Raw genomic sequence first — 24,126 nt, forward strand, 5'->3', positions numbered from 1 at the left:
GCCGGCCCGTGCGTCGAGCTCACCACCCGCGTGTGTTGACCAGGGCTTTTCAGCCGACGCTGAAAAACCTGGTCGGAGCAGAGGTCGAGCTCGGATCCTGGGCTCGTCCGGCACGACAACAGGATCGGGTGACTTGAAGGAAGGGCAGTGATCCGATGTCTCCTCTGAAATGGAAGACGATCGCCGTCACTGTGGCGGCTGGAGCGCTGGCTCTGGCGGGAGCGATGCCTGCCGTCGCGGCGACGGCGGCCCCGGCCGACCAGGGCATGTGCGGTTCCGGCGATTCCGCCCTCGCGTACGAAGAGGTCGGCAACGGCGCCTCGTACGTGGCCGGCGACCTGTGCTGGGACCACACCAACGGCGGCTGGTACTGGGCGGTCGAGGTCACCGACATCTCTTCGGACGGCAAGTGCGCGCACGCCGCTGCCGACTGGTTGCACAAGAACGGTAACCACTATGACGACTACGGCATGTACGTGTGCGGCCTGTGGAACTACGCGGACTTCAGGACTCCGACTCGAAACCCGACCCTCTACCAGTGGACGCGACTGGGCGCGTTCGTGGACAACGGCCCGGTGACGTGGGGCCAGGCAGTCGCGACGTCCTGATGTCGAGGGACTGAACGACATCGGCGCTGTCCCATCTTCGGTCATAGCGGGGGGAGCGATGAGCGCGCGGCGTCACTCTCGGCGACCGCCACGCGCAGTCCACGGATCACGTAGCCGCCTATCTCGTCCTGGAAGGTGACGCGGGGCGGCGTGAGCATGCGGATGTCCTCAAGGGCGAAGAGCTGGTCGAGGAAGACGTTGGTCTCCATCAACGCGATGTCGGCGCCGGGACAGCGGTGCGGCCCGTCGCCGAAGGACAGAGCGGCCGCGTACCGGCCGGTCGTCGCCGGCCGCCCGGGCCGGATCGCCGTGGGGTCGGCTCCCACGGCCTCCCCGTCGGTGTTGGCCTCGTCCACCAGGATGTCGATGAGCGCGCCGGCGGGAACGGTGACCGGCCCGTCGGCGCCCGGTACGTCCACAGGGCCGGTCGTCCTACGCCTCAGATGAGCGACGGCGGGTTCCAGGCGCAGGATTTCGTGGATCAGCGCAAGGCGTTCGGCCTCGTCGCCGGTCTGGTAGCGCTCGCGTAGAGCGGCGTCGGTGAACAGATGCCATGCGGCCACGCACATGAACTCCCGGGTGGTGACCATTCCGGCAGCCGCGTAGGTGAGGCACTCGCCGAGTATCTCGGCGTTCGAGCACCCCTCGGCGATCAAGTGTGAGATCAGGTCGTCGGCGGGCCGCTCGCGATGGGCCCGGACGGCTGGACGGACGTCGGCCAGGTAGATCCGCAGCCAGTTGGTGTTCTGGCGCAACAGCCAGTAGATCCCGTGCCAGCTGCTCAGTCCGGGCCGGCCGAACTTCTCGGGGAAGAAGCGCTCCAGCCGGCGCTTGATGCCGCGTCTGCTGTGCGTCAGACCGATCACGCCGCACGCCACGTCGATCGCGACGCCGAAGCTGAGGTCCTCCAGCCATGCCTCGCCCTCGCAGCGCAGGGTGGTGAGGTGCCGGCGGGTGACCCGTTCGGCCAGTTCCCGGTAGTGCTCGTGCACGCGGCGCGGTGTGAAGTAGCGGGCGGTCTGACGGCGGTGTTCTCGGTGTTCGAGGCCGTCGCGGTAGAGCACGGGACGCCGGATGCGGGCCGGCAACTTCTCCACGGTCTCGATGCCCAGACCTGCCTGCACCGTGTCGGTGCTGCGTAAGACGGCGCGTGCCGCCTGGTAGCCGCGCACCTGCCACGTGCCGTCTTCCCCGTGGTCGATCGGGCAGCGGGAGCCGGGGTGATCCCTGCGGATCTTCCGTACGTCGCCATCGCCTCGGTCCATCTACTGCCGCCTCCGGCTCAGGGCGGTCCCCGCGGGAGAGGACCGTTGTCGGGCTTGTGCGGCCAGACTTCAGCACGGCGGCCTCTGCCGCCAGTGCCTGGGCCGCCAAGGAACGGAGGTTGCCGGGGCGCCGGGTCGTGTGGTGGTGGCCGCGGGCAGGAGTGCTTCGCGTACGGCTGTGGCCGGCACGGCTCGTGGAGCTTCAAGCGGACGTGCCGGCCTGCCGGTTGCTATGCGGCGGTGTGCTGCTGCGGGGAGCGCAGCACCAGCAGGGTGATCTCGGAGGGGGCGAAGATGCGGAAGGGCGGGCCCCAGAAACCGGTGCCGCGGCTGGTGTAGAGCAGGGTGCGGGCGCCGTGCTGGCTGAGGCCGGCGAGGGCGGGCTGGTCGAGGCGGACCAGGTGGTGGAAGGGCCAGATCTGGCCGCCGTGGGTGTGGCCGGAGAGCTGCAGGTCGATACCGGCCGCTGCGGCCTGGGCGACGAAGGCCGGCTGGTGGGCCAGGAGCAGAACGGGCAGGTCGGGGTCGGCGCCGTCCAGCGCTCCGGCGAGGTGGGCGCGGTGACCGGCGAGGCCGGAGGATTCGGCGGTGACGTCGTCGACGCCGGCCACCACGAGGGTGTCGCCGCCGCGTTCGAGCAGCAGGTGTCGGTTGCGCAGCGGTTCCCAGCCCAGCTCGGCCATCAGGTCGACCCAGCCCTGGGCCTCGCTGTAGTACTCGTGGTTTCCGGTGACGTAGACCCTGGCCCTGGTCGCCTGCACGGTGCCGAGCGGAGTGGCCTGGGCGCGGCGGCGATCTGCCGTGCCGTCCGCGATGTCACCGGTGTGGCAGACCACGTCGGCGTGCAGGGCGTTCACCGTCTCGCAGACCCGTGCCGACCAGCGGGCGCGGTCGAGCGGACCGTAATGGGTGTCGGTGATCAGAGCGACGCGGGTACCGTCCAATCCGGCGCCCAACCGGGGAAGCAGGACGTCGAGTTGGCGCACGCGCGGGACACGGCGGGCCTCGACGTATCCCCAGACAAGGAGCACGGCGGCGACGCACAGGACCGCCCAGGTGACGATGCGGGCCCGGTCCTGGCCGTCACCCACGCCGGCCACGGCCAGGGCGAGCCGCAGCAGGATGCCGAGCAGGACGGACCACGTGAACACCACCCAGATGCCGCCGAGCAGGACGTCACCGACGATCGCCGCCCGGTCCTGCTGGCGCCGGCCGTGTCCGCGCCCCATCGCCAGTGGCATGCCGATCACACCGGCGGCGAAGACAAGGGTGCCGCCCAGTGCGACGGGAAACGGCCAGTGCTGGCCGGTGTACAGCAGAACCCAGCAGGGCACGGCCCACAGGAGGACGGGGGCGATGACGGGTATGTAGCGCATCAGGCGGTGCAGTCGGCTCGGCCGTGCGGCTTGCGCCTCACCGTCGGCAGTCCGGGTCTGGTGGGTGTCGGTCACGCTTCTCCGTACGTCGTAGGGCGGCCCGGGAGGGCTGGGAACGCAGTCGTGAGGACGACGGCACTGTCCATCCGTACACCGTACGGAGCCCTGACCTGTAGCGCATACATCCGTGGACACATTGGCGCGAGCCATCGGTTGCGAGGGACCGGGCCGGGGGAGTGGTGGCGGTCGTCAGGGAGCGCGACGAACTGGTGCGGCCACGTTGGGACCGAGACCGCCGGGCAGTTGCTGGTCACCGCCGGGGGCAGCCCCGACAGACTCGTCTCGGAAGCATCCTTCGCTCACCTGTGTGCTGCCGCACCTGTGCCGGCCCCTTCCGGGCGCGCCGACCGCCATCGACTCAACCGCGGCGGTGACCGCCAGGCCAACCGAGCGCTGCACACGACGTGCTGGCCCGCACGCGTCACGACCCACACACACCTGACATCTTCAGATGCCTCAAGCGCTTAGCGCTTAGCGCTTCGTCGCGCGAGAGGTCTACCACCACCTCACGAGCGCATTCAGCAGCGCACCATCGACGTCCCCGGCGACTTGACGATCTGTAGGAGCTTCAGCGTCAAGCCAAGCGGAGTGCGATTGGCCCCTTTTGCCCGCATTGGTCGTTTCATTGTTCTAGGCTCAGCGCTGCTGAGACATGCAAGACACGAAGGGAAAGGTGAGGATGGCAGAGATCGCGGGTGAGTGTGATGACCGGTTCGCCACAGTAAGGAAAGCCTTCGCACGGACGCTGGACCAGAGCAAGGGCGGGGCAGCGACGGCGGTGTTCCTGGACGGCGAGCCGGTGGTCGACTTGTGGGGCGGCCACGCCGACCGTGCGCAGACCCGACCCTGGACCCGCGACACCCTGGTCAACGTCTGGTCGGTCACCAAGACCATGACCAACCTCTGCGCACTCGTACTTGCCGACCGCGGGGAGCTGGACCTGTACGCCCCCGTGGCCCGGTACTGGCCGGAGTTCGCCGCCGAGGGGAAGGACGCGGTCGAGGTCAGGCACCTGCTGTCCCACACCTCCGGGCTGCCGGGCTGGGACCTGCCGCCGGCGGTTCCCGACGACCTGTACGACTGGGAAAAGTGCACCAGCCTGCTCGCCGCGCAGAAGCCTTGGTGGCAACCGGGCACCGCCTCCGGCTACCACGCCGTGACCCAGGGCTACCTCGTCGGTGAGGTGGTTCGCCGGATCACCGGGCAGAGCGTGGGTCGGTTCTTCGACGAGCAGGTGGCCACCCCGCTGGGCGCCGACTTCCACATCGGCCTGCCCGCCGAGGCCGACGATCGTGTCTCGAACGTCTTCAATGTCGACGGCCTTCCCGTGCCGGCAGAGATGGAGCAACAGGCCGCCAAGGTGTTCGGGCGACCGAACGTGCTGGCCGACCCGGAGCCGTTTGCGGCCACGCGCGCTTGGCGGGCCGCGGAGATTCCTGCCGCCAACGGCCAGGGCAACGCGCGCTCGGTAGCCGCCGTGCAGTCGGTGATCGCCTGCGGCGGCCAGGCACGCGGCGTGCGGGTGCTGTCCGAGAAGGGCGTCCAAGCGCTTTTCGATCAGCAGTCCGACGGCGCCGACCTGTTGCTGGGAAAGCACGTGAAGTTCGGTATGGGCTGGGGGCTGGGCAACGACGATCTGCCCATGGCCGGGCCCCGTACCTGCTACTGGGGCGGCGCTGGGGGCGGCATGGTCATCGCGGACTGTGACAACCGCCTGACCGTGGCGTTCACGATGAACCACATGCAGATGGGCGGTAGCGAGGGCAGTATCAACACGGGCGGAGACGAGCGGTTCCACCGCATCGCGGAAGCCGCCTATCAAGCCCTCGGCCGCCCGTGAACGCCCGCACTGACCACAGCGAGCGTGGCGTCCGGCCCCTCGACCGCACTCCGGCCCGAACAGTGGACCAACGCACGGCGTGATCTTGAATTGTGCGCATCGAACGGGAGCCTTGATCGGGTGATCGCCGCAGGTCACACAACGCCGTTGGTCCTCTTACAGGACTGCGGAAAACGTGGCGGGAGACGTGCCCCCATGCGCCCTCAGCGTTTGTCGACGGTGAGTTCGCCGTTCAGGATCACCACGGCGAGGTCGCGCAGATTGCCGATGTCGGCGGTGGGATCGGAGTCGAGCACGAGCAGGTCGGCGCGCTTGCCGGGGGCCACTGTGCCGAGGTCGGGGCGCGCGCACTGCCGGGACGCGCCGCTGGTGGCTGCGGCCAGCACCTGGGTGGGTGTCATGCCGGCTGCCACCATGAGTTCGGCCTCTTCCAAAGTGTTGGCTCCGAACAGGCCGGGGCCGCTGAAGGTGTCGCTGCCCAGCGCGATGTGCACGCCGGCATCAGCGACCTTCTTGAGATTGCCTCGGGCGTCGGGGTGGGCATCGTCGATCCAGAGTGTCGGCGTGTAGGTGATGTCGTGTTCGAGCATCAGCTCGATGAGCGAGTGGTCGGTGAGGGGCTCGATGGTGACACCGTGTTCCAGGCCGTCCGCCCCGGCCTCGACCGCCTCGCGTGCGGCGGCTTGCTGGGTGGTGTGGACGGTCACGCGAAGGCCGCGTTCGTGCCCGGTCTCGATACCGGCCCGAAGGAGATCCAGGGGAAGCCGTTCCAGCTCGACGCCATCCGGGAAGGCGGGATTCTGCCAGAGGTAAGTCGCCGCGCCGGCGTGGGCGCACGCACCCTCCGACAGGAGTTTGATCGCATCCACCTTGCGGTCGGCGAGGTGGTGCACCAGGTCGCGGATCTGCTGCACGCTGCCGACCTCTGCGGTGAAGCGTTCGCGTGCCCAGGGGTTGTCGCTGAAGACGGTGGCTGCGGGGTGCCCGTCGCGTCCGGTGATGCCGCAACCGGTCGCCAGCAGCCGCGGGCCTCTCAGCGTGCCCGCGGCGATTGCGGCCCGCGTGTTGAGGATTCCATCCGTCGGATCACCGACCGACTTGATGGTGGTGATCCCGTGGTCGAGGAACTGCCCGAGCTTTTCGGGAAGTTCGTGCTCCTCGAAGGCGTGCATGGAGTGCTGATCGGAGATTTTGCGTACGTCGTAGAAGTGGACGTGGGTGTCGATCAGGCCCGGCATGACCCATCCCTCGGCCGCGTCCACCTCTTGCCTGCCCCTGAGCGGCTCGGTCGAGACGGACGCGATCTGTGCGCCGTTGACGGCGATGTCGTACAGACCGGCGAGCGCTTGGCGGCCGTCGAAGACATGTGCGCGGCGTACCACGAGGTCGTAGATCGCGGGGCCGTGAGCTTCGGTGCTGATGCTTGTCCCGGATTCCTGAGGCATCGCTCTTCTCCTGGCGCGTGGGGAGTTCGGGCCGTGGTGGGCGGCGACTCCCGAACGAAACTGCAACTCATTTAGTTACAGTTAGGGCATGTGTCGTGGCGCAAGGTGTCCTCGGCCACCGTCGGATCAGTGAGCCGTCGCTTCGTTCTCGGAGGTCAGTATCTGCTGCAGCAGGCCGGCGATCGTCGTCCTGGCGAGTTGTCGCTCCAGGGCTTGTTCGGCGTTCTGGAACTCGACGTCGAGCAGGTCGCCGATGTGGCGTCCGACCTCGCACGCTCCGCTCGGCGGGTGGGTGTGCCGTGAGAAGATCCGGCCTTCCTCGACGGCGGCGTACGCGTCGTAGAGTGTGATGTCCCGCGGGCCGCGAGCAAGGGACCAGCCGCCTCCTCGGCCCTCGACGGACCGCACCAGGTGCGCGTCGCGCAAGAGCCCCAGGATGCGTCGCACGAGGACGGGATTGCTGTCGAGGCTGTCCGCGATCTCCGCGGAGGTCAACGAGCCCCCGCGTCGGTGTGCCAGCATCGTCAGCGCGTGAATCGCAACCGCACTCCTGCTGCTGAGCCCCGCCAAGTCGGTTCCTGTCGCCGCCGCCACCGATTAACTGCAATCAGAGTAGTTACAGTTACGTCGATGGTCAACCGAGCCGAACTCTCGCACCATGGGAACCAGCGGCTGTCCAGTAGCTGCCCATGGCCGGGAGCCAGGCCCAGGCGTACCTGATGGCGTTCAGCTCCTCGCACAGGAGGAGTGACGCGATGAAGGCACCTCACCAGGAGTCGGTCCTCTCACGCGCCGTTCGCATCCTGGAGGCGTTCACTCAGGAGGAGCCGGCGTTGACGGTCTCCGAGATCGCGCGCCGCACCGGACTGCACGTGGCCACGGCCTCCCGGCTCGTGGGGGAACTGACCGGCCACGGCTTCCTGGGCCGGGACGACGATCGCCGGGTGCGGATCGGCGTCCGGCTGTGGGAACTGGCCGTCCGGGCCTCACCCACGCTGTCCTTGCGCGACACCGCGATGCCGTTCATGGAGGGCGTGCACGACGTCGTGGGCCACCACGTGCAACTGGGTGTCCTCGACGGCGACGAGGTGCTGTTCCTCGAACGCCTCTCGGCGCCGAACGCGGTGATCAACTACACCCGCATCGCCGGACGGCTGCCGCCGTACGCCTCCTCCAGCGGACTGGTGCTCCTGGCGCACGGCCCGGCAGACCTCAAGGAACGACTGCTGGCCGGCCCGCTCACCGCCTATACCCCCGCGACCCCGGCGACGAGCGCCCGGCTGCGTGCCGCCCTGGCCGAGGTACGCCGGCAGGGCTACGCCTACTGTCCCGGCTACGTGCACGAGGAAGCCCTCGGTGTGGCCGCCCCGGTGCGCGGCGCGGACGGCCGGGTGGTCGCGGCGCTGTCGGTCATCGTCCCCAACGACGCGGGCGCCCAAGCGGTCGTCCCCGTCGTACGCACCGCCGCCCGGGGTGTTTCCCGTGCGCTCGGCGCGCCCACCGGGCGAGAGGATGCGGGTATGTGAGACGGCGGTGTGACAGCGGCCTGAACTTCGTCTCTCACTCAGTGAGAATGCCGTCGCGCCGTGACGGCGGCCACGCGCATCCTTCCTGCAATCCACAGACGGGAGGCGACAACGTGGTCGTACACAACCTGCTGCCCGCAGCTCCCCGCCCCACCCCGACCCTCTCCCTGCGAGTCCGTGCCAAGGACGTCGTCGCGGACGGCGTCGTGTCCCTCGTCCTCGACCATCCGGACGGCGTACGGCTGCCGGACTGGACACCGGGTGCGCACATCGACCTGGTGCTGCCGAACAGCACGACGCGTCAGTACTCCCTGTGCGGCGACCGATGGGACCCGTACACCTACCGCATCGCCGTCCTGCGCGAGTCCGCCGGGCGCGGAGGTTCCGCCTACGTGCACGACCGGCTGATGCCGGGCGACCGGGTGGGCGTCGGCGGGGCGCACAACCACTTCCCCCTGGTGCCGGCCGACCGCTACCTGTTCATCGCGGGCGGCATCGGCATCACCCCGCTGCTGCCGATGATCCGGCAAGCCGAACTGGCCGGCGCCGCATGGCAGTTGCTCTACGGCGGACGCACCCGCGCCTCGATGGCGTTCCGCGCGGATCTCACGCACGCCTACGGCGAGCGGGTGCACATCAGCCCCCAGGACGAGTGCGGCCTGCTCGATCTGGCCGCGTGGCTGGGCGAGCCGCTGCCCGGGACCAAGGTGTACTGCTGCGGACCGGCGCCTCTGCTGGCGGCCGTCCAGGAGGCGTGCGCCCACTGGCCTGATCACAGCCTGCGCACCGAACGGTTCACCGCCGCCGACCGTTCCGAGCCCGTGCGCCGGACGCCCTTCGAGGTGGAACTGCGGCGCACCGGCCGTACGGTGACCGTCACCCCGGACGTCTCCGTGCTGCACGCCGTGCGCCGGGCCGGTGCCGAGGTGCTGTCCTCCTGCGAACAGGGCACCTGCGGCACCTGTCTCGTCCCGGTGCTGGAGGGCAGGCCCGACCACCGGGATGCGGTCCTGGCCGACCACGAACGCCCGGCGGACGACTGCATGCTGCCGTGCGTGTCCCGCTCGCACTCCGACCGCTTGGTCCTGGACCTGTGAGCGATGCGGGCCGCCGGGTGAGCCGCGGCCTGCGAGCACCGGTTCCCTCCAACTCCCCGTCACCCGCCGCTTTTCATGGAGCCGCCATGACCGAGACAGCAGCCCTTCCCACCTCGCCGCCGGCCAGTGACGCCGACCCGTTCGCCGCCGAGCACCTGGCACACCCCGAGCCCCTGCACCGGCAGTTGCGCGCAGCCGGTCCCGTTGTCCGCCTGTCCCGGTACGACGTCCACGCACTGGCCCGCTACGAGGAAGTGCACGCCGCGCTCGTCGACTGGCAGACCTTCCAGTCCGGCGCCGGAGTCGGACTGGCCAACTTCCGTCACGAGAGGCCGTGGCGTCCGCCGAGCCTGCTGCTGGAGGCCGACCCGCCCCACCATGACGCGCCGCGCCGTGTGCTGCGCGAGATCCTCGCCCCGCTCGCCCTGCGCCGGCTGCGCGAGGCGTGGCAGCAGGTCGCCGAGGACCTCGTCGAGACCGTACTGGCCGAGCACCGTGGCCAGTTCGACGCCTTCGACGCCTTGGCGAAGGCGTTCCCCCTGCGCGTGTTCCCCGACGCGGTGGGTCTCGGCCCGCACGGGCGGGAGAACTTGCTGCCGTACGGCAACATGGCCTTCAACGCCTTCGGGCCGCGCAACGCCCTTGTCGAGGCGGACGCGCACCGGGTGGGGGAGCTGTCGGCGTGGGTGAACGCCCAGTGCGCCCGCGAGGCGTTGAGCGACGACGGCTTCGGCGCCCGGATCTGGGCCGCCGCCGACCGCGGCGACCTCACCCCCGCGCAGGCACCCCTGGTGGTGCGTTCGCTGCTCACCGCCGGCGTCGACACGACCGTGCACGGACTGGCCGCCGCCCTGTACGCCTTCGCCACGCACCCGGGGGAGTGGCAGCGGCTGCGTGAGCGCCCGGAGCTGGCGCGGGCGGCGTTCGACGAGGCGGTGCGCTGGCAGTCCCCGGTGCAGACGTTCTTCCGCACCGCCACCACGGACGTCGACATCGCCGGTACCCGCATCCCCGAGGGCGGCAAGATCCTGATGTTCCTCGGCGCCGCCAACCGGGACCCGGAGCGCTGGGCGGATCCCGACCGCTTCGACCTCACCCGGGACCCCTCCGGCCATGTCGGCTTCGGCATGGGCATCCACCAGTGCGTCGGTCAGCATGTCGCCCGCTTGGAGGCCGAGGCCCTGCTGACCGCGCTCGCCCGCCGCGTCGAACACCTTCAACTCGCCGGCGAGCCGAGGCGGCACCTGAACAACACCCTGCGCTCCTGGGCCTCGCTGCCGGTGCGCATCCGTCCAGCGAACTGACCACCGGCCGCCTCAACCGATGGGCGGTGTGCGGCCGTTGCCGGTCCGGTCGGCGCGGGCGCCCGCACTACTGCTTCGACACCCACAACGCCCGGCAGAAGACACCGTCCGCACCGGGCACGGGGCGGAGACGGCCATCGGCGCCGAGGCGCCGCAGCTCGCGGCATGGATCGCGCGAGGTCACTGAGGCCCACGGTGCTCGCTCTCGGTCGCTGCCGGTGCCCACCCCATCGGCAGGGACGTCAGGCACGCCGCGCCGGGGCCGCCATGGTGGACCGGCGGACGACCAGTTCCGGTGGGAGCACCACGTGCGTGTGCTCGTGGCCGGTGTCGGGCCGAGACGTGTCCTCGATGAGCAGGCGGCCGGCGTGCCGCCCCATGGCGACGGCCAGTCGACGCACCGAGGTCAACGGCACGATGGCGGACGCGGCGCATTCGATGTCGCCGTACCCGATGACGGCAAAGTCGTCCGGCACGCGCGGTCCGGCCTCGTACAGGGCCTGCGTCAGGCCCAGCGCCAGCAGGTCGTTCGCACAGAAGACAGCGGTGGGCTGCACCGACATGCCGAGCAGGCGATGCCCGGCATCCCGCCCCGCACCCACGGTCGGGGCCCGGCACGCGATCTCGCGCACGCAGTTCGCCGACAGCCCGGCTTCCGCGACGGCCCGGTGGGCGCCGCGGAGGTGCTCTCGCCCCTGTGGCAGACGGTCGGGCCCGCCGACGAGGGCGATCGAGCGGTGCCCGCGCTCGATCGGATGCCGAACGGCTGCGTGGCCGCCGGCGATGTCGTCGATGCCCGCGAGCAGGTGCCGGGCTGGGCGCCACTCCCATCTGCGATGACGAAGGGGACCGCGTTGCGGCGGAAGGCCACCGCGGTGCTTCCCAGCCCTTCCCCCGACGTCAGCACGGCCCCGCGCACCTGGTGCGACGTGAGCAGGGCGAGGGTGGCGCGCCGCCTCGGCGGGATCACGGGGCCTGCACACACCAGGATGCCGAGGTCTGCCGCCCGTGCCGCTTGTGCCACCCCGGCGGCCAACGCGGTGAAGAACGGGTCCGCCAGATCCGGGACCAGGACCGCGACGACACGTGCGGCCCAGCCGCGGAGCCGGCGGGCGCCCTCCGCGCGGACGTAGCCGAGCGAGTCGATGACTCTCAGGACACGGGTACGGGTGGTCTCGGCGACGATTTCCGGCCGGTTGAGGACGTCGGAGACGGTTCCGAGCGACACGCCGGCGGCGTGTGCCACGTCCTTGATGCCGACGCGGCGGCCGGTGGTCCGGCGTGCGGTGGTGCGGGTGTGCTTGTCCGGGGCGGTGACGTCGTTCGGCGGCGGGGGAACGGCCGGTGGATGCCGGCCCATGGGTCAGCGGCCCGGCCTGGTGGTGGTGTTCCGCACCACCAGACGGGGGGTCATCGCGGTCTGCATGGCTCTGCCGCGTCGGCCTTCCACTCGTTCGATGAGCATCCGGGCGGCGGTGGAGCCCATGGTGTGGCCCGCCTGGTCGACGCTGGTGAGCTGTACGGGGGCCAGGGCGGCCAGCGCGGTGTTGTTGTACCCGACCAGGGAGACGTCGTCCGGGATGCGCAGGCCCAGTTCATGGGCCGCCCGGTAGATGCCCAGGGCTGCCACGTCCGCGCCGGTCATCACGGCGGTGGGCCGGCGCTCGGCGGTCAGCAGGGTCATGCCCGCTTTGAAGCCGCCCTCGTCGGAGTAAGCGGCGTGGTGCACCTGCGCGCGCTCGGCGAGGCCGTGGCGCTGCATGGCGCGCAGATAGCCCTCCCGAAGGACGATCTCCGGGGTGCGCTGCCAGTCGTTGGCCTTGGTGCCGGGGGCCGCGACGAGGGCGATGTCGCGGTGGCCGAGGGAGACCAGGTGGTCGACGACGAGGGCGGCACCAAGGTCGTCGGCGTCGACGACCGAGTCGTGGATGTCGGTGGTGTCGTGGTGGCCGATGACGACGGTCGGTGTGGCGGCGGCCGTGGTGAGCACCTCGTCCCTGGCCGTCCCGGGCGCGATGAGGATCAGGCCGTCCATCTGCCGGTCCACCAGCGAGCGAATGGTCTTCGCCTGCTCCTCGGGGTCGAAGCCGGCCGCTCCGATCAGCACGGTGTACTCGCTGTCGCGCAGTTCGTCCTGGATTCCGTCCAGGATGTCGGCGAAGAAGGCGTTGCGGACGTTGTCCAGCAGGACTCCGACGGTGTACGTGCGGCCGCGCATGCCGCGGGCCGCGGCATGCGGGCGATAGCCGAGCTCGGAAACGGCGGCGGCGACCTTCTCCCGCATGGCCGGGCTGACGCCGTAGGCGTTGCGCAGTGCCTTGGACACGGTGGCGGTGGACACGCCGACGTACTGGGCGACATCGGTTATGGTCACGCGCCGTTTCCGGCTGGATGCAGCATCGCGGTCCATCGTCGGTACTCCGCTCCCCTGGTCGAGGTAAACGATTTACATGATGACCCAGGGGTGCCGTCAAGTCATCCCCCTTGTTCCTTCCACGTTACAGGGTCGTGTCTTGACGGATTCCCGGCCGGAGTGCAGGGTGTTGCCCACTCGTCGTGGAGAACGTTTAACACACCTCTCCTTGCGCCGTCCGCCCGGCCGGGACAAGAGCCGCCCAGCCCCGAGCTCACTCCTCGCTTCCTCTTCTTCAAGTTCCATGGGAGTCCCCTGTGTCTGTACGCCCGCCCCGTGCCCGCCGTGCGCGACTGAGCCTGTTCACGGCCGGCTCCGCCTCCCTCGTCCTCCTCGCGACCGCCTGCGGCGGTGGCGGCGGAGCCTCCACGGCCGCGCCCAAGAACTTCAGCTACCTGAGCGTCACCGAGAACACCACCGTCAAGACGACCCTCGGCACCCTGTCCAAGGGCGCGTGCAAGGCGGCCAACGACGCGCTGCCGCTGAAGGTGGAGACCGTCCCGCAGGCGAGCCTGGACCAGAAGCTGCAACTGCTCGCCGGGCAGAACGCCCTGCCGGTGCAGTTCGCGGCGGGCAACGCCCCTGCACTGACCCAGCAGCTCGCGAAGTCCGGGCGGGTCGCCGACCTGGAGAAGGAGCTCAGGAGTCTCGGAGTCCTCGACCAGCTGGAGCCGGCGGCCGTCTCCACCATCAAGGCGCTGTACGGCGGCAAGCTGGAGGTGCTGCCCTACGAGTACAACATCGAGGGGATCTTCTACAACAAGAAGCTCTTCGAGGCCAACGGCCTGAAGGTGCCCGGCACCTGGGACGAACTGGTGGCCGCGGCCGCCAGGCTGAAGGCCAAGGGCGTGCAGCCGTTCGCCGCCTCCGGCCAGCAGGGCTGGCCCCTGACCCGCATGATCAGCGGGTACCTCTACCGCAGCCTCGGGCCGGACGCCCTGCAGAAGGTGGCGGACGGCAAGGCGAAGCTGACCGACCCCGAGTACGTCAAGGCCGCCGAGGAGGTCGCCGCCCTGGGCAAGAAGGGCTACTTCGGCAAGGGCGTCGGCTCCATCGACTACGACACCGCGATGAACGAGTTCCTCTCCGGCAAGGCAGGCATGCTCTACATGGGCAGCTGGGCCCTGGCGAACATCGCCGACGCCAAGCAGGACAAGGTCGGCGCCGACAACGTCGGCTTCATGCCCTTCCCCGCGGTCTCGGGCGGCAAGGGGTCCATCGACCAGTACCCCTCCAACGTCGGCCTGGGCATCACCCTCAGCTCCAAGTCCTTCGACAGCAAGACCGGTGACTGGGTCTCCTGCATCGCCAAGAACTACGGTGCCACCGCCCTGAAGGACCAGGGCTCCATCTCCGGCTTCAAGGTCAACACGGAGGTCAAGGACGCCAACGCGGTCACCACCCAGGTCCGCGACACGATCAGTTCCTCGCGGCAGAACGTCCTGTGGTTCGAGGCCCTGTTCGGCACCAAGGCCACCACCGTCAGCCAGACCAACGCCGCCTCGCTGGTCAGCGGGAGCATGAGCGCCAAGCAGTTCATGCAGACCGTCCAGGACGCGCTGGCCGCCCAGTGACCGGCCGGGGCGGCTCACCAGCCTCCTCGCACCGCCCCGCACCCCGCGTGAGCCGCCCCGGGTCTCCACCCAGGTCTCTTCAACGAAAACGAAGTGGACACCACTCATGCACCGCGTACTCGGTGACCGCAGGTCCATCGCCCTCCTGCTCGGTCCCGCCCTCCTCGTCTATTCACTGATCATGCTCGTCCCGATGGTGTGGTCACTCGGGTACTCCTTCACCAAGGGCAACACCATCGACGGCTTCACCGGCAACGGCGTCGCCAACTTCACCCGCCTCGTGCACGATCCGGCGGTGCGCGAAGCCCTGTGGTTCACCCTCAAGTACGCGCTCGTCGTGACCGCCGGCCAGGTGATCGCCGGCTACCTGCTGGCCCTGCTCTACGTCTTCTTCCTCAAGCGCGCCTCGGCGCTGATCCGCACCCTGGTGTTCTTCCCGGTGGTACTGCCCACCGTCGCCGTGGGACTGCTGTTCCAGAAGTTCTTCCAGGTCGCCCCCCAGACCGGCCCGGTCAACTCCCTGCTCAACGCGGTCGGGATCGACTCCGTCGACTGGTTCGGCAGCGCCGGACACGCCTTCTGGGTACTGATCATCATGGACATCTGGCGGTCCATGGGCTTCTACGCCGTCCTGCTGTTCGCCGGACTCGTCGACATCCCCGAGGAGGTCCTGGAATCCGCACGCCTGGACGGCGCCACCGGCCCGCGGCTGGTCCGTCACATTGTGCTGCCCATGTCGTTCCCGGTGCTGATGTCCTCCCTGATCTTCAGCATCAACGGCACCTTGAAGGTGTTCGACTCCATCGTGGCGCTCACCAACGGCGGCCCGGGCAACGCCACGACCCCCCTGACCCTGTACATGTTCCAGACGTCGTTCACCTACAGCGACTACGGCTACGGCAGCACCATCGCGCTGCTGCTGACCGTGGTGTGCCTGCTGGTGAGCCTGGTCGTCTTCCGCATCTCGCGGCGCGACCTCACGGAGGGCTGAACGCCATGGCCATCGACACCACCGCGAAGACCGCCCCCACCGGCCCGGCCCACAAGCCCACCGGCGCACGCACCCGCCCCCTCGCGGGTCGCCGCGGCAGCCGACTGTGGGTGAAGGCCGTCGTCACCCTTCTGCTGGTCGTCGAGATCTATCCGCTCGTGTGGATGTTCCTGACGTCGGTGAAGTCCAACGACGACTACCTCAACCACTCCACCTGGAGCCTGCCCACCACATGGGAGTGGGGCAACTACACCGAGGCGTGGACCACGGGGAACATCGGTCTCTACATCCAGAACAGCCTCCTGGCCGTGCTTCCCGCCCTGGCACTGATCCTGCTGCTGGGAACGGCGGCCGGTTTCGCCCTGCAGATCATGGTGTGGAAGGGACGCAGCCTCGCCCTGCTGATCTTCCTCGCCGGCATGATGGTTCCGGCCCAGATGATCCTGCTGCCGCTGTTCACCGTCTATTTCCAGACGGGCCTGTCCGGCACCCTGTGGCCGCTGATCCTGACGTACACCGGCACCGGCCTGCCGCTCACGGTGTTCATGATGGCCACCTACTACAAGAGCGTCCCCCGCGAGCTTTTCGAGGCCGCCACCATCGACGGCGCGGGAATTCTGCGGTCCTTCTGGACCATCAGCGTGCCCATGGTGCGCAATGCCATTCTCACCGTCGGCCTGGTGCAGTTCTTCTTCATCTGGAATGACCTGCTCATCGCGCTGACCTTTACCAACAGTCAGGACTTGCGCACCATTCAGGTAGGTCTGCTCAACTTCACCGGAGATTTCGGTGCCACCCAGTACGGTCCGCTCTTCGCAGCCATTTGCATCAACGTCTTCGGCACCCTCCTGATCTACCTCTTCCTCAACCAGAAGGTCATGAAGGGCCTCACTTCGGGAGCGGTCAAGGGCTGAATCTCCCCCTCACCGCGTTCGCTCCCGCTCGTGCACGAAAGGTCCCCCTTTGCTCCCCCCTCAGCCCTCTCCGGTGTCGTTCGAGCACCTTCCGGACGGCCTCGGCATCGGCATTGCCTCCCCCCGCCTGTCCTGGACGCTGCCCTCCGGCACCGGCCGCCAGGTCGCCTATGAGCTGGAAACCAGCCGCAACGGCACCACCCGGCGCACCGGCCGACTGGACGGCACCGACCACCTCCTGGTGGCCTGGCCCGACGAGCCGCTGGCCTCTCGCGAACGCGCGACCGTGCGCGTACGCGTCTGGACGGCAGACAGCGCCGGCGCCTCCGCGTGGAGTGAGCCGCGCGCCGTCGAAGCCGGACTGCTCACCCCGGCCGACTGGCGCGCTGTGCCCGTGGGCGCCGGCTGGGAGGAGGACCCCGGAGCCGAACGCCGCCCCGCACGGGTCCGCACGGATTTCCGCCTGGATCGCACGCCCACGCGTGCCCGTCTGTATGTGTCGGCGCACGGCCTGTACGAGGTCGAGATCAACGGCCGCCGCGTAGGAGACGAAGCCCTCGCCCCGGGATGGACCGTCTATCCCAAGCGCCTGCGCTACCGCACGCACGACGTCACCGAGTACCTCACCCAAGGCGCCAACACCGTCGGAGCCTGGCTCGGCGACGGCTGGTACCGCGGCAGATACGGCTTCGACGGAGGCACCCGCAACATCTACGGCACCGACCAGAGCCTCATCGCACAACTGGAGGTGACCTACGACGACGGCACCGCCCTCGTCATCGCCACCGACAGCACCTGGAGCGCGGCACCGGGCCCCATCCTGACCAGCGGCCTGTACGAAGGCGAGACCTTCGACGCCCGCCTCCACGACCCGCACTGGTCCACCCCCACGCCGTCCGCCGCCCACGACTGGACGCCCGTACGGACCGGTCGGCGCGACCCCGCCACCCTCGTCGCCCCCGACGGACCGCCCGTGCGCTGCACCCAGGAGGTGGCCCCCGTCTCCATCACCCCCACCGGCGACGGCCGGCACATCCTCGACTTCGGCCAGAACCTCGTCGGCCGGCTCCGCCTCACCGTCGACGGCGCCGCCGGCACGGTCATCACCCTCCGGCACGCCGAAGTCCTGCAGGACGGTGAACTGGCCACCCGCCCGCTGCGCGAGGCACACGCCACCGACACCCTGATCCTCTCCGGCCACGGCCCGATGACCTGGGAACCACGCTTCACCCTGCACGGCTTCCGCTACGCCGAAGTGACCGGCTGGCCCGGGCAGCCGTCCGCCGACGCGGTCACCGCCCGCGTCTACCACACCGACATGCGGCGCACCGGCTGGTTCGAATGCAGCAACCCGCTGGTCAACCGGCTGCACGAGAACGTGGTGTGGAGCATGCGCGGCAACTTCGTCGACATCCCCACCGACTGCCCACAACGAGACGAACGGCTGGGCTGGACCGGCGACATCCAGGTCTTCGCCCCCACCGCCAGCTTCCTGTACGACTGCGCCGGCATGCTCCACTCCTGGCTCCAGGACGTCGCCCTCGAGCAACTGCCCGACGGCACCATCCCGTGGTACGTGCCGGTCATCCCCGGCGAACCGATGTGGACGCCGATCCACCCGGGAGCCGCCTGGGGAGACGTCGCCACTCTCACCCCGTGGACGCTGTACCAGCGCTTCGGCGACCTCGAACTCCTGCGCCGCCCCTACCCGATGGCCAAAGCGTGGGTGGACCTCGTCGAACGCCTCGCCGGCCCCAGCCGGCTGTGGGACACCGGCTTTCAGCTCGGAGACTGGCTCGACCCCGTCGCGCCCCCGGACGACCCGGCAGCCGGCCGCACCGACCGCTACCTCGTCGCCACCGCCTACTTCGCCCACTCCGCGCGCCATCTCGCGCTGTCGGCGGCCGAACTGGGCAACACCGCCGACGCCGCGCGGTACACCACCCTGGCCGAAGAGATCACCGACGCCTTCCGCCGTCGACACGTCCTGCCCTCGGGCCGGATGACCAGCGACAGTCCCACCGCCTACGCCCTGGCCATCGCCTTCCGCCTGCTCTCCGACCGGCATCGGCAGGCGGCCGGCGATCGCCTGGCAGAGCTCGTCCTGGCCGACGATGCCCGCATCGCCACCGGATTCGTCGGCACGCCGCTGATCTGCGACGCCCTCACCGACACGGGACACCTCGACGTCGCCTACCGGCTACTGCAGCAGACCGAGTGCCCGTCCTGGCTTTACACCGTCACGATGGGGGCCACCACGATCTGGGAACGCTGGGACAGCCTTCGCCCGGACGGCACGTTGAACCCCGGCGGCATGACCTCCTTCAACCACTACGCCCTGGGTGCCGTCGCGGACTGGCTGCACCGCGTCGTCGGAGGAATCACCGCCATGGCACCGGGCTATCGCCGCATCATGTTCCGCCCGCGCCCCGGCGGCGGCATCACGTGGGCCCGCACCCGCCATGACACCCCGTACGGCACCGCCTCCCTGGACTGGGAGCTCGCCGACGCCGAACTGACAGCGCGCATCGTCGTACCCGAGGGCTGCCAGGGCACGGCAGAGCTGCCCGGAAGCGCGCCGGTCACCCTCGAAGCAGGAGAGCATTTTCTCTCCGCGTCAATGCCCACACAGAAAGCAGCCTGACCAGCAGTAAGCACAATGTTTCCCAGGCTCGGTGCAATTGATGGACAGCGGCCATCCGTCCGATGAATAGGCGGCGATTATGCTCGCATCGGTTCAATGAAATTTTCACTTTTTACCGGTGTCGGGACACGCCATTAGTGGCCCGATGTAGAGCAGAAGAATTGCCGCCACGTAACCCTCCGGCACCACCTGGCAGCACCCCTCAGGCGGGGCCGGCCGAAGACCTGACCATTCGGCCGGCCCCCTCCCCAAGCGGCCCGTCGCTCGGCCGCCACCCCGTATCGGAGAGCCGTAGTGAACAGACGATCGTTTCTCTCAGCCGCCACCTTCACCGCGCTGGCCATGAGCATGGCCCCCACCGTCAGCGACCAGGCAACCGCCGCGGACAACCCGACCGCGCAGAACAGGGCGGATGCGCTGCTCGCCCGCATGACCGCTACCGAGAAAGAGGCGCTCGTACGCTGCGACTTCGCGGCTGTCGCGCACCTGGGGATACCCGCTCTGACCATGGCCGACGCGTCCGCCGGGCTCCGAGGGGAACAGGGTGTGACCGCCTTCCCGGTACCCGTCGCCCAAGCGGCGTCCTTCGATGAGGACTTGGCCCTCCGCCTCGGCCGCGCCATCGGCGCCGAGGGCCGAGCCAAGGGATACAACAATCTCCTCGGCCCGACCGTGGACGTGTCCAGAACCTGGCACTTCGGCCGTCAGTCCGAGGGCATGGGAGAAGACCCCCTCCTGGCCGGAGTGATGGGCGCAGCCGTCACCGTCGGCATGCAGAGCCAGAACGTCGCCGCCACCGTCAAGCACTTCGCCGCCTACACCCAGGAAACCAACCGCTTCTTCACCGACACCAGGATCGCCGACCGCGCCCTGCACGAGATCTACCAGGCGCCCTTCCGCCGCGTGGTCGCCGCCGCCCCCACCGCGTCGGTCATGATGGCCTACCCGAAGATCAACGGGACCTTCGCGACCCAGAGCCCCGCGCTCTTCGACGACTTGAAGAAGGGCATCGGCCTGCAGGGTTACACCGTCCCCGACTTCTGGGCCGGTGATGACCAAGTCGCCGCCGCCCGAGCCGGAATGGATCTCGCCGGACTCGGGCCCGCCGGCGTGAAGATCCCCGCAGGAGTCCTCACCGGCGGCGCCATCCCCGACGCACGGCTGACCGACGCAGCCCGCCGCATCCTCATCACGATGTTCGCCGGCGGCCTCTTCGACAACCCGGTGCCCGCCCCCGCCGGCAACGTCAGCACGCAGAAGCACCAGAACCTCGCCCACGAGGCGGCCGTGGCCGGCACGGTCCTGCTCGCCAACCCCTCCAAGGCCCTTCCCCTGCCCGCCTCGCTCAAGACGCTGGCCGTCATCGGCCCGGCCGACACGGACGCCTTCACCGGTGTGGCCGGCTCCACCTACGTCGACCCCGGCACCTGGACCACTCCGCTTCAGGCGATCCGCTCCCGGGCCGGCAGCACCACCAAGGTCACCCACGCGCAAGGCACCAGGGGTGATGTCCCCCTGACCACGGTGCCCTCCTCCGTACTCCTGGACGCCTCGGGCAAGCCTGGCCTGACCGGGCGCTACTACGCGGGCACCGACACCACCACCCCGCTCGTGACCAGGACCGAGACCACCATCGACTTCACGGCCGCACCCGTACCCGGCCTCCCCGCCGTCTGGTCGGCGCAGTGGACCGGCACCCTCACACCGACCACGTCGGGCCTGCACCGCTTCTCCCTCCTCCCGGCCGGCACCGCCACCCTCAAGATCAACGGCTCCACCGTCGTCACGGGCACGCGACACAGCCGCCGCTTCATCCTCGGTCCGTTCGACTACCCCTTGCAGGGCACCGTCCAGCTGAGCGCCGGAACCGCCGTCACGGTCGAACTGACCTACACCAACGCCACCGCCGACACGGGCACCTGCGGCCTGACGCTCGGCTGGCAGCCCGACTCCCTCATACCGGCTGCGGTGACCGCGGCCAGGGCAGCCGATGCCGCCGTCGTGTTCGTCAACCGAGTCGCCGGCGAAGACATGGACCACCAGCAATTCGACCTGCCGGGCGACCAGAACCAGCTCATCGCCGCCGTGGCGGCAGCAAACCCCCGCACGATCGTCGTCCTCAACACCGACGGACCCGTGGCCACCCCGTGGGCCGACGACGTCGAAGCCGTCATACAGGCGTGGTACGCGGGCCGCGGCATGGGCACGGCCCTGGCCGCCATCCTGTTCGGCGACAGTGATCCCTGTGGCCGTCTGCCCGTCACCTTCCCCGCAGAGCCATGGCAAGGCCCGGGCACCACTCCCGGCACCTACCCCGGCACGCAGGGCACCGTCTCCTACGACGAAGGCGTCGCCGTCGGATACCGCTTCTACGACACCAAGGGGCAGCAGCCCCGGTTCCCCTTCGGGCACGGCCTGTCGTATACCTCCTTCGCCCATGGAGCCCTCGAAGCCGCTTTCAACCCGTCGACCGGGAAGGTCACCCTTGACGTCACCGTCACCAACACCGGCCGGCGAAAGGGCACAGAAGTCGTCCAGGTCTACGCGACGCTGCCCACCGCCGCCGCGGCAGAGCCCCGCCGCCTGGTCGCCTTCGCCAAAGTCACACTGAAGCCGGCGCAGTCACAGCGTGTGACCCTCACCGTCCCCGCAGCCAACCTCATGGTCTGGCAGTCGGGGAAGTGGAGTCTGGTACCAGGCCCCTACACCTTCGCCACCGCCCGCAGTTCACGCGACATCACCGGGCAGCGCATCCTCAGCATCGGCTGACCCACCTGCCCATCCGCCGTGCGCGCTCGCTTGCGTCGTCCCCTGACGCAAGAGCCTCGCGCGGGATCGTCCTCACGGGCCCTGGGGCGGGCGGGAGTTCGCCCCAGCTCGAAACCGGCCGCAGGGACGCGGACCGGGAACCTGCGTCATCGTTCGCGGGACGCGGGCTTCGGGTTCGCCGACTGGTTCGGTTGTCGCGCGGGCCCGGGGGCTGGGGGCCGTGGCCGGGCTCCCCTCGCGGGGCCCGGCGTGTCCGTTCGAATCCCAGAAGACGTCATGAACGTGGTGACAGCCCGCGATCCGGCCTGCCCGCCCGCGCCGGGGATACGGAGTCGATGACCTGGCGGACGGCGCCGGCCATCCAGACGCCCGCTCGGTCTTCCCGGTGGCCGACTGGCCGGCTCGGTTGCCCGTCGAGGCGCGGCCCGCGATCGGCTTCCGCGAGGCCGAGGCGCTGGGCGTGCACGGCGTCTCCTTTGTTGGCCTGTTGGCCGCCGTGCCCGCCCTGGGCCGCCGCCTCACGGAGCCGTCTCGCGCGCGACGACGACCTGGGCCGTGCGCCTGTCTGCTGATGGCCGTGGTGGGCCTCCAGCGCGGACGGCTTGACCGGACTGGCCCTCAAGGGCGAGGCCCTCCGTGGATGCCGACACCGCTCCTGGCCCGCAGAGGTGAGATGCGCGTTGTTCGACCAGCCGGCCGGCAACGACCTCCGGTGAAGCCTGCGTTGGGTCGTCGGCTCAGTCGACGATCAGCTGGGCGATGGATGAGGTGTGCATCTGGGTGGCCAGCACGCTGCCGGGCAGTCGCAGGAGGCGATGCGCCATGCAGCGTTGAGTGGGCAGAAGATGCCGCTTCTGGCTGACGACGCGGTCGTTGTGGACGACGACTTCGAAGATCGCGTCGTCTGCCTTCGGGCTGAGAAGGGAGGAGCTCAGCAGCCACAGGCGGATCTGTTCCGTGTTCTCGCTGCCGCAGGTGCACTGCGGCTGGTGAGGCGTGTCGAAAGCGATGTGGAGCAGACTGGCCTGCAGTCCCTCGCCGGAGAGCCGGAACCAGGTGACACGGTCCTCACCGTCGATGCGGCCGAAGACGCCGGTGCCGGTGCGGGCGTCGCCCAGCAGGGCAACCCAGACCGCTCCGTGACCCGTGATCATGCCGACGGGTGTGGAGCCGAGCCCCGCCGGCACCGGGATCTGCCGAACGGTGCCCTCGTCGGGGTTGATCCACATGAGGTGGTTCTCCCGGTCCTGGGTGGCGTAGAAGTGCCCGGTGGCCGGGTGGCGGGCGACGAAGATCGGCACGTCCAGGGCCGGGTAGAGCGTGAAGTCGGCGGGATCGGTGTGGTTCAGGCGCAGCACTCTGCTGTTGCCCTTGAGAGAGAACCAGAGGTCGTCGCCGTACTCCCCGACGTAGTGCGGTCCCCGGGCGTTCGGGGGCAGCGGGAGTTGCCTGACGACGACGGGTTCGCGGGCCGGGTCGTCGCCGGCGGGGTCGATGAGCAGGACGGTGTCGATGTACTCCTGGGTGAGCCAAACCCGGCCGCTTGTGGTGGCGGAGTGCCCCAGGGCCAGGCCGTGGGCGCCGGACGCGGCGCTGCCGAGACGGTGGCCGGTGGGTTCGCCGAGGGCGCCCGTGAGGGGGTCCAGGGGAACCTTCACGAGTTGGCTGGGCTCGCGCTGGGAGACGAGAACACCCTCGCCGCCCGGAAGCGGGACGATTTCGTGGGTTTCACCGGCGTGCGGGAGCCGGTGCTCCGTCGGCTGCTGCCGGGAATGCGGCGGATCCGGATCATGGCTTTTGTGTGATAACGCGGCGGCGGTGTCCATGCGGAACTCCTGCTCGTCTTCGAGGGGTGATTTTTGGCGGAACGGTTCTGCGGTGGCGAATTTCAGCCCCATAATTCTGCTCCGTTGACGGTCATCATGTGCTGGCTTCACGTAGGTGCGTCAAGGGCGTTCCGGATAGTCATACCGCCAGGCGTGCCGGTGACGGACAGGCGCAGGGTTCGAGCCTGTGACCGCCTGGTACGCCTGGCGTACGACGGCGCGGCCGTCGCATGCATATGCCTCCGCTTGTCAATCGGGTCATCCGTGTGGGTGAGGTGAAAAGACAGCAACCGGGAATGCCATGGATGAAGCGGGGATTCCTGGGGCACGGCAGCAGTCGGTTCGATGGCGTTCGGGTACAGGAGATCACGCGCCATTGCTCTGCTCTATTTCGGCTGTTTTCGTTTTCGTATGGGATTCACCCATGCCGGTGTGCCGTGTGCGCGCTGGTCATTCCCCTCACTCGCATCGGAG

Annotated in this window: 16 protein-coding genes and 2 pseudogenes; 11 read left to right on the top strand and 7 right to left on the bottom strand. The window is 69.4% G+C overall.

From position 1 onward, the window contains the following. The first annotated feature begins 155 nt into the window (after positions 1 to 155). On the top strand, positions 156 to 608 hold the full coding sequence (locus ACYF6T_RS18985; protein ID WP_461697928.1) for a hypothetical protein: 453 nt from the start codon (positions 156 to 158) through the stop codon (positions 606 to 608). Between the two features lie 41 nt (positions 609 to 649). Here ACYF6T_RS18985 and ACYF6T_RS18990 read toward each other — a convergent pair whose 3' ends face one another. After that, a complete protein-coding gene (locus ACYF6T_RS18990) occupies positions 650 to 1,873 on the bottom strand; it encodes a cytochrome P450 (protein WP_461697930.1) in 1,224 nt (407 codons plus the stop codon). A 230-nt stretch (positions 1,874 to 2,103) separates the two neighbouring features. Further along, on the bottom strand, positions 2,104 to 3,324 hold the full coding sequence (locus tag ACYF6T_RS18995) for a metallophosphoesterase (protein WP_461697932.1): 1,221 nt from the start codon (positions 3,322 to 3,324) through the stop codon (positions 2,104 to 2,106). Positions 3,325 to 3,528: 204 nt separating this feature from the next. On the opposite strand from ACYF6T_RS18995, the pseudogene ACYF6T_RS19000 reads away from it, so the two are divergent. Continuing rightward, positions 3,529 to 3,862: pseudogene (locus ACYF6T_RS19000) on the top strand (transposase); the annotation flags it as partial. 126 nt (positions 3,863 to 3,988) lie between these two features. Further along, entirely contained in the window at positions 3,989 to 5,149 is a 1,161-nt protein-coding gene (locus ACYF6T_RS19005) for a serine hydrolase domain-containing protein (protein WP_461697934.1), read from the top strand. 203 nt (positions 5,150 to 5,352) lie between these two features. Here ACYF6T_RS19005 and ACYF6T_RS19010 read toward each other — a convergent pair whose 3' ends face one another. After that, the gene (locus ACYF6T_RS19010) at positions 5,353 to 6,594 is read right to left on the bottom strand and encodes an amidohydrolase family protein (RefSeq protein WP_461697936.1); all 1,242 of its coding nucleotides are present in this window, start codon (positions 6,592 to 6,594) and stop codon (positions 5,353 to 5,355) included. A 126-nt stretch (positions 6,595 to 6,720) separates the two neighbouring features. Continuing rightward, positions 6,721 to 7,188 (bottom strand): Rrf2 family transcriptional regulator, encoded by a 468-nt coding sequence (locus ACYF6T_RS19015; protein ID WP_461697938.1) that lies wholly within the window; start codon positions 7,186 to 7,188, stop codon positions 6,721 to 6,723. A gap of 161 nt (positions 7,189 to 7,349) precedes the next feature. Between ACYF6T_RS19015 and ACYF6T_RS19020 the strand changes: the two genes are divergently transcribed. The 3 genes from ACYF6T_RS19020 (at position 7,350) to ACYF6T_RS19030 (ending at position 10,521) form a co-directional block, all read left to right on the top strand. After that, on the top strand, positions 7,350 to 8,120 hold the full coding sequence (locus ACYF6T_RS19020) for an IclR family transcriptional regulator (RefSeq protein WP_461697940.1): 771 nt from the start codon (positions 7,350 to 7,352) through the stop codon (positions 8,118 to 8,120). A 113-nt stretch (positions 8,121 to 8,233) separates the two neighbouring features. Then, a complete protein-coding gene (locus ACYF6T_RS19025; protein ID WP_461697942.1) occupies positions 8,234 to 9,217 on the top strand; it encodes a PDR/VanB family oxidoreductase in 984 nt (327 codons plus the stop codon). 86 nt (positions 9,218 to 9,303) lie between these two features. After that, positions 9,304 to 10,521: a cytochrome P450 gene (locus tag ACYF6T_RS19030; protein ID WP_461697944.1), complete on the top strand. Its 1,218-nt coding sequence runs from the start codon at positions 9,304 to 9,306 to the stop codon at positions 10,519 to 10,521. 242 nt (positions 10,522 to 10,763) lie between these two features. On the opposite strand, the pseudogene ACYF6T_RS19035 reads toward ACYF6T_RS19030, so the two are convergent. Further along, positions 10,764 to 11,776 (bottom strand): annotated as a pseudogene (locus ACYF6T_RS19035) (LacI family DNA-binding transcriptional regulator). 108 nt (positions 11,777 to 11,884) lie between these two features. Next, positions 11,885 to 12,895, bottom strand: coding sequence for a LacI family DNA-binding transcriptional regulator (locus tag ACYF6T_RS19040; protein ID WP_461697946.1), 1,011 nt, complete (start codon positions 12,893 to 12,895; stop codon positions 11,885 to 11,887). A gap of 296 nt (positions 12,896 to 13,191) precedes the next feature. Here ACYF6T_RS19040 and ACYF6T_RS19045 point away from each other — a divergent pair, with 296 nt between their 5' ends. The 5 genes from ACYF6T_RS19045 to ACYF6T_RS19065 all read left to right on the top strand — a co-directional run bounded on the left by ACYF6T_RS19045 (position 13,192) and on the right by ACYF6T_RS19065 (position 21,826). Next, positions 13,192 to 14,508 (top strand): ABC transporter substrate-binding protein, encoded by a 1,317-nt coding sequence (locus ACYF6T_RS19045; protein ID WP_461697948.1) that lies wholly within the window; start codon positions 13,192 to 13,194, stop codon positions 14,506 to 14,508. Positions 14,509 to 14,614: 106 nt separating this feature from the next. After that, a complete protein-coding gene (locus tag ACYF6T_RS19050; protein ID WP_461697950.1) occupies positions 14,615 to 15,499 on the top strand; it encodes a carbohydrate ABC transporter permease in 885 nt (294 codons plus the stop codon). 5 nt (positions 15,500 to 15,504) lie between these two features. Continuing rightward, positions 15,505 to 16,413, top strand: coding sequence for a carbohydrate ABC transporter permease (locus ACYF6T_RS19055; protein WP_461697952.1), 909 nt, complete (start codon positions 15,505 to 15,507; stop codon positions 16,411 to 16,413). Positions 16,414 to 16,486: 73 nt separating this feature from the next. Then, positions 16,487 to 19,057 carry a family 78 glycoside hydrolase catalytic domain gene (locus ACYF6T_RS19060; RefSeq protein WP_461697954.1) on the top strand — a complete coding sequence of 857 codons (2,571 nt, stop codon included), beginning with the start codon at positions 16,487 to 16,489 and terminating at the stop codon, positions 19,055 to 19,057. Positions 19,058 to 19,399: 342 nt separating this feature from the next. Beyond that, positions 19,400 to 21,826, top strand: a complete 2,427-nt coding sequence (locus ACYF6T_RS19065) for a glycoside hydrolase family 3 protein (RefSeq protein ID WP_461697956.1) — start codon at positions 19,400 to 19,402, stop codon at positions 21,824 to 21,826. 737 nt (positions 21,827 to 22,563) lie between these two features. Here the strand turns inward: ACYF6T_RS19065 and ACYF6T_RS19070 are convergent. Further along, positions 22,564 to 23,484, bottom strand: a complete 921-nt coding sequence (locus ACYF6T_RS19070) for an NHL repeat-containing protein (protein WP_461697958.1) — start codon at positions 23,482 to 23,484, stop codon at positions 22,564 to 22,566. Positions 23,485 to 24,126: the final 642 nt, after the last annotated feature.

The organism is Streptomyces sp. 7R007 (genome assembly GCF_054850255.1).

Bases quoted from the DNA above. Each gene is read 5' to 3' on its own strand.
- ACYF6T_RS19005 (WP_461697934.1), top strand. From the start codon at position 3,989: ATGGCAGAGATCGCGGGTGAGTGTGATGACCGGTTCGCCACAGTAAGG.
- ACYF6T_RS19020 (WP_461697940.1), top strand. From the start codon at position 7,350: ATGAAGGCACCTCACCAGGAGTCGGTCCTCTCACGCGCCGTTCGCATC.
- ACYF6T_RS18985 (WP_461697928.1), top strand. From the start codon at position 156: ATGTCTCCTCTGAAATGGAAGACGATCGCCGTCACTGTGGCGGCTGGA.
- ACYF6T_RS19055 (WP_461697952.1), top strand. From the start codon at position 15,505: ATGGCCATCGACACCACCGCGAAGACCGCCCCCACCGGCCCGGCCCAC.
- ACYF6T_RS19010 (WP_461697936.1), bottom strand. From the start codon at position 6,594: ATGCCTCAGGAATCCGGGACAAGCATCAGCACCGAAGCTCACGGCCCC.
- ACYF6T_RS19050 (WP_461697950.1), top strand. From the start codon at position 14,615: ATGCACCGCGTACTCGGTGACCGCAGGTCCATCGCCCTCCTGCTCGGT.
- ACYF6T_RS19030 (WP_461697944.1), top strand. From the start codon at position 9,304: ATGACCGAGACAGCAGCCCTTCCCACCTCGCCGCCGGCCAGTGACGCC.
- ACYF6T_RS19065 (WP_461697956.1), top strand. From the start codon at position 19,400: ATGAGCATGGCCCCCACCGTCAGCGACCAGGCAACCGCCGCGGACAAC.
- ACYF6T_RS18990 (WP_461697930.1), bottom strand. From the start codon at position 1,873: ATGGACCGAGGCGATGGCGACGTACGGAAGATCCGCAGGGATCACCCC.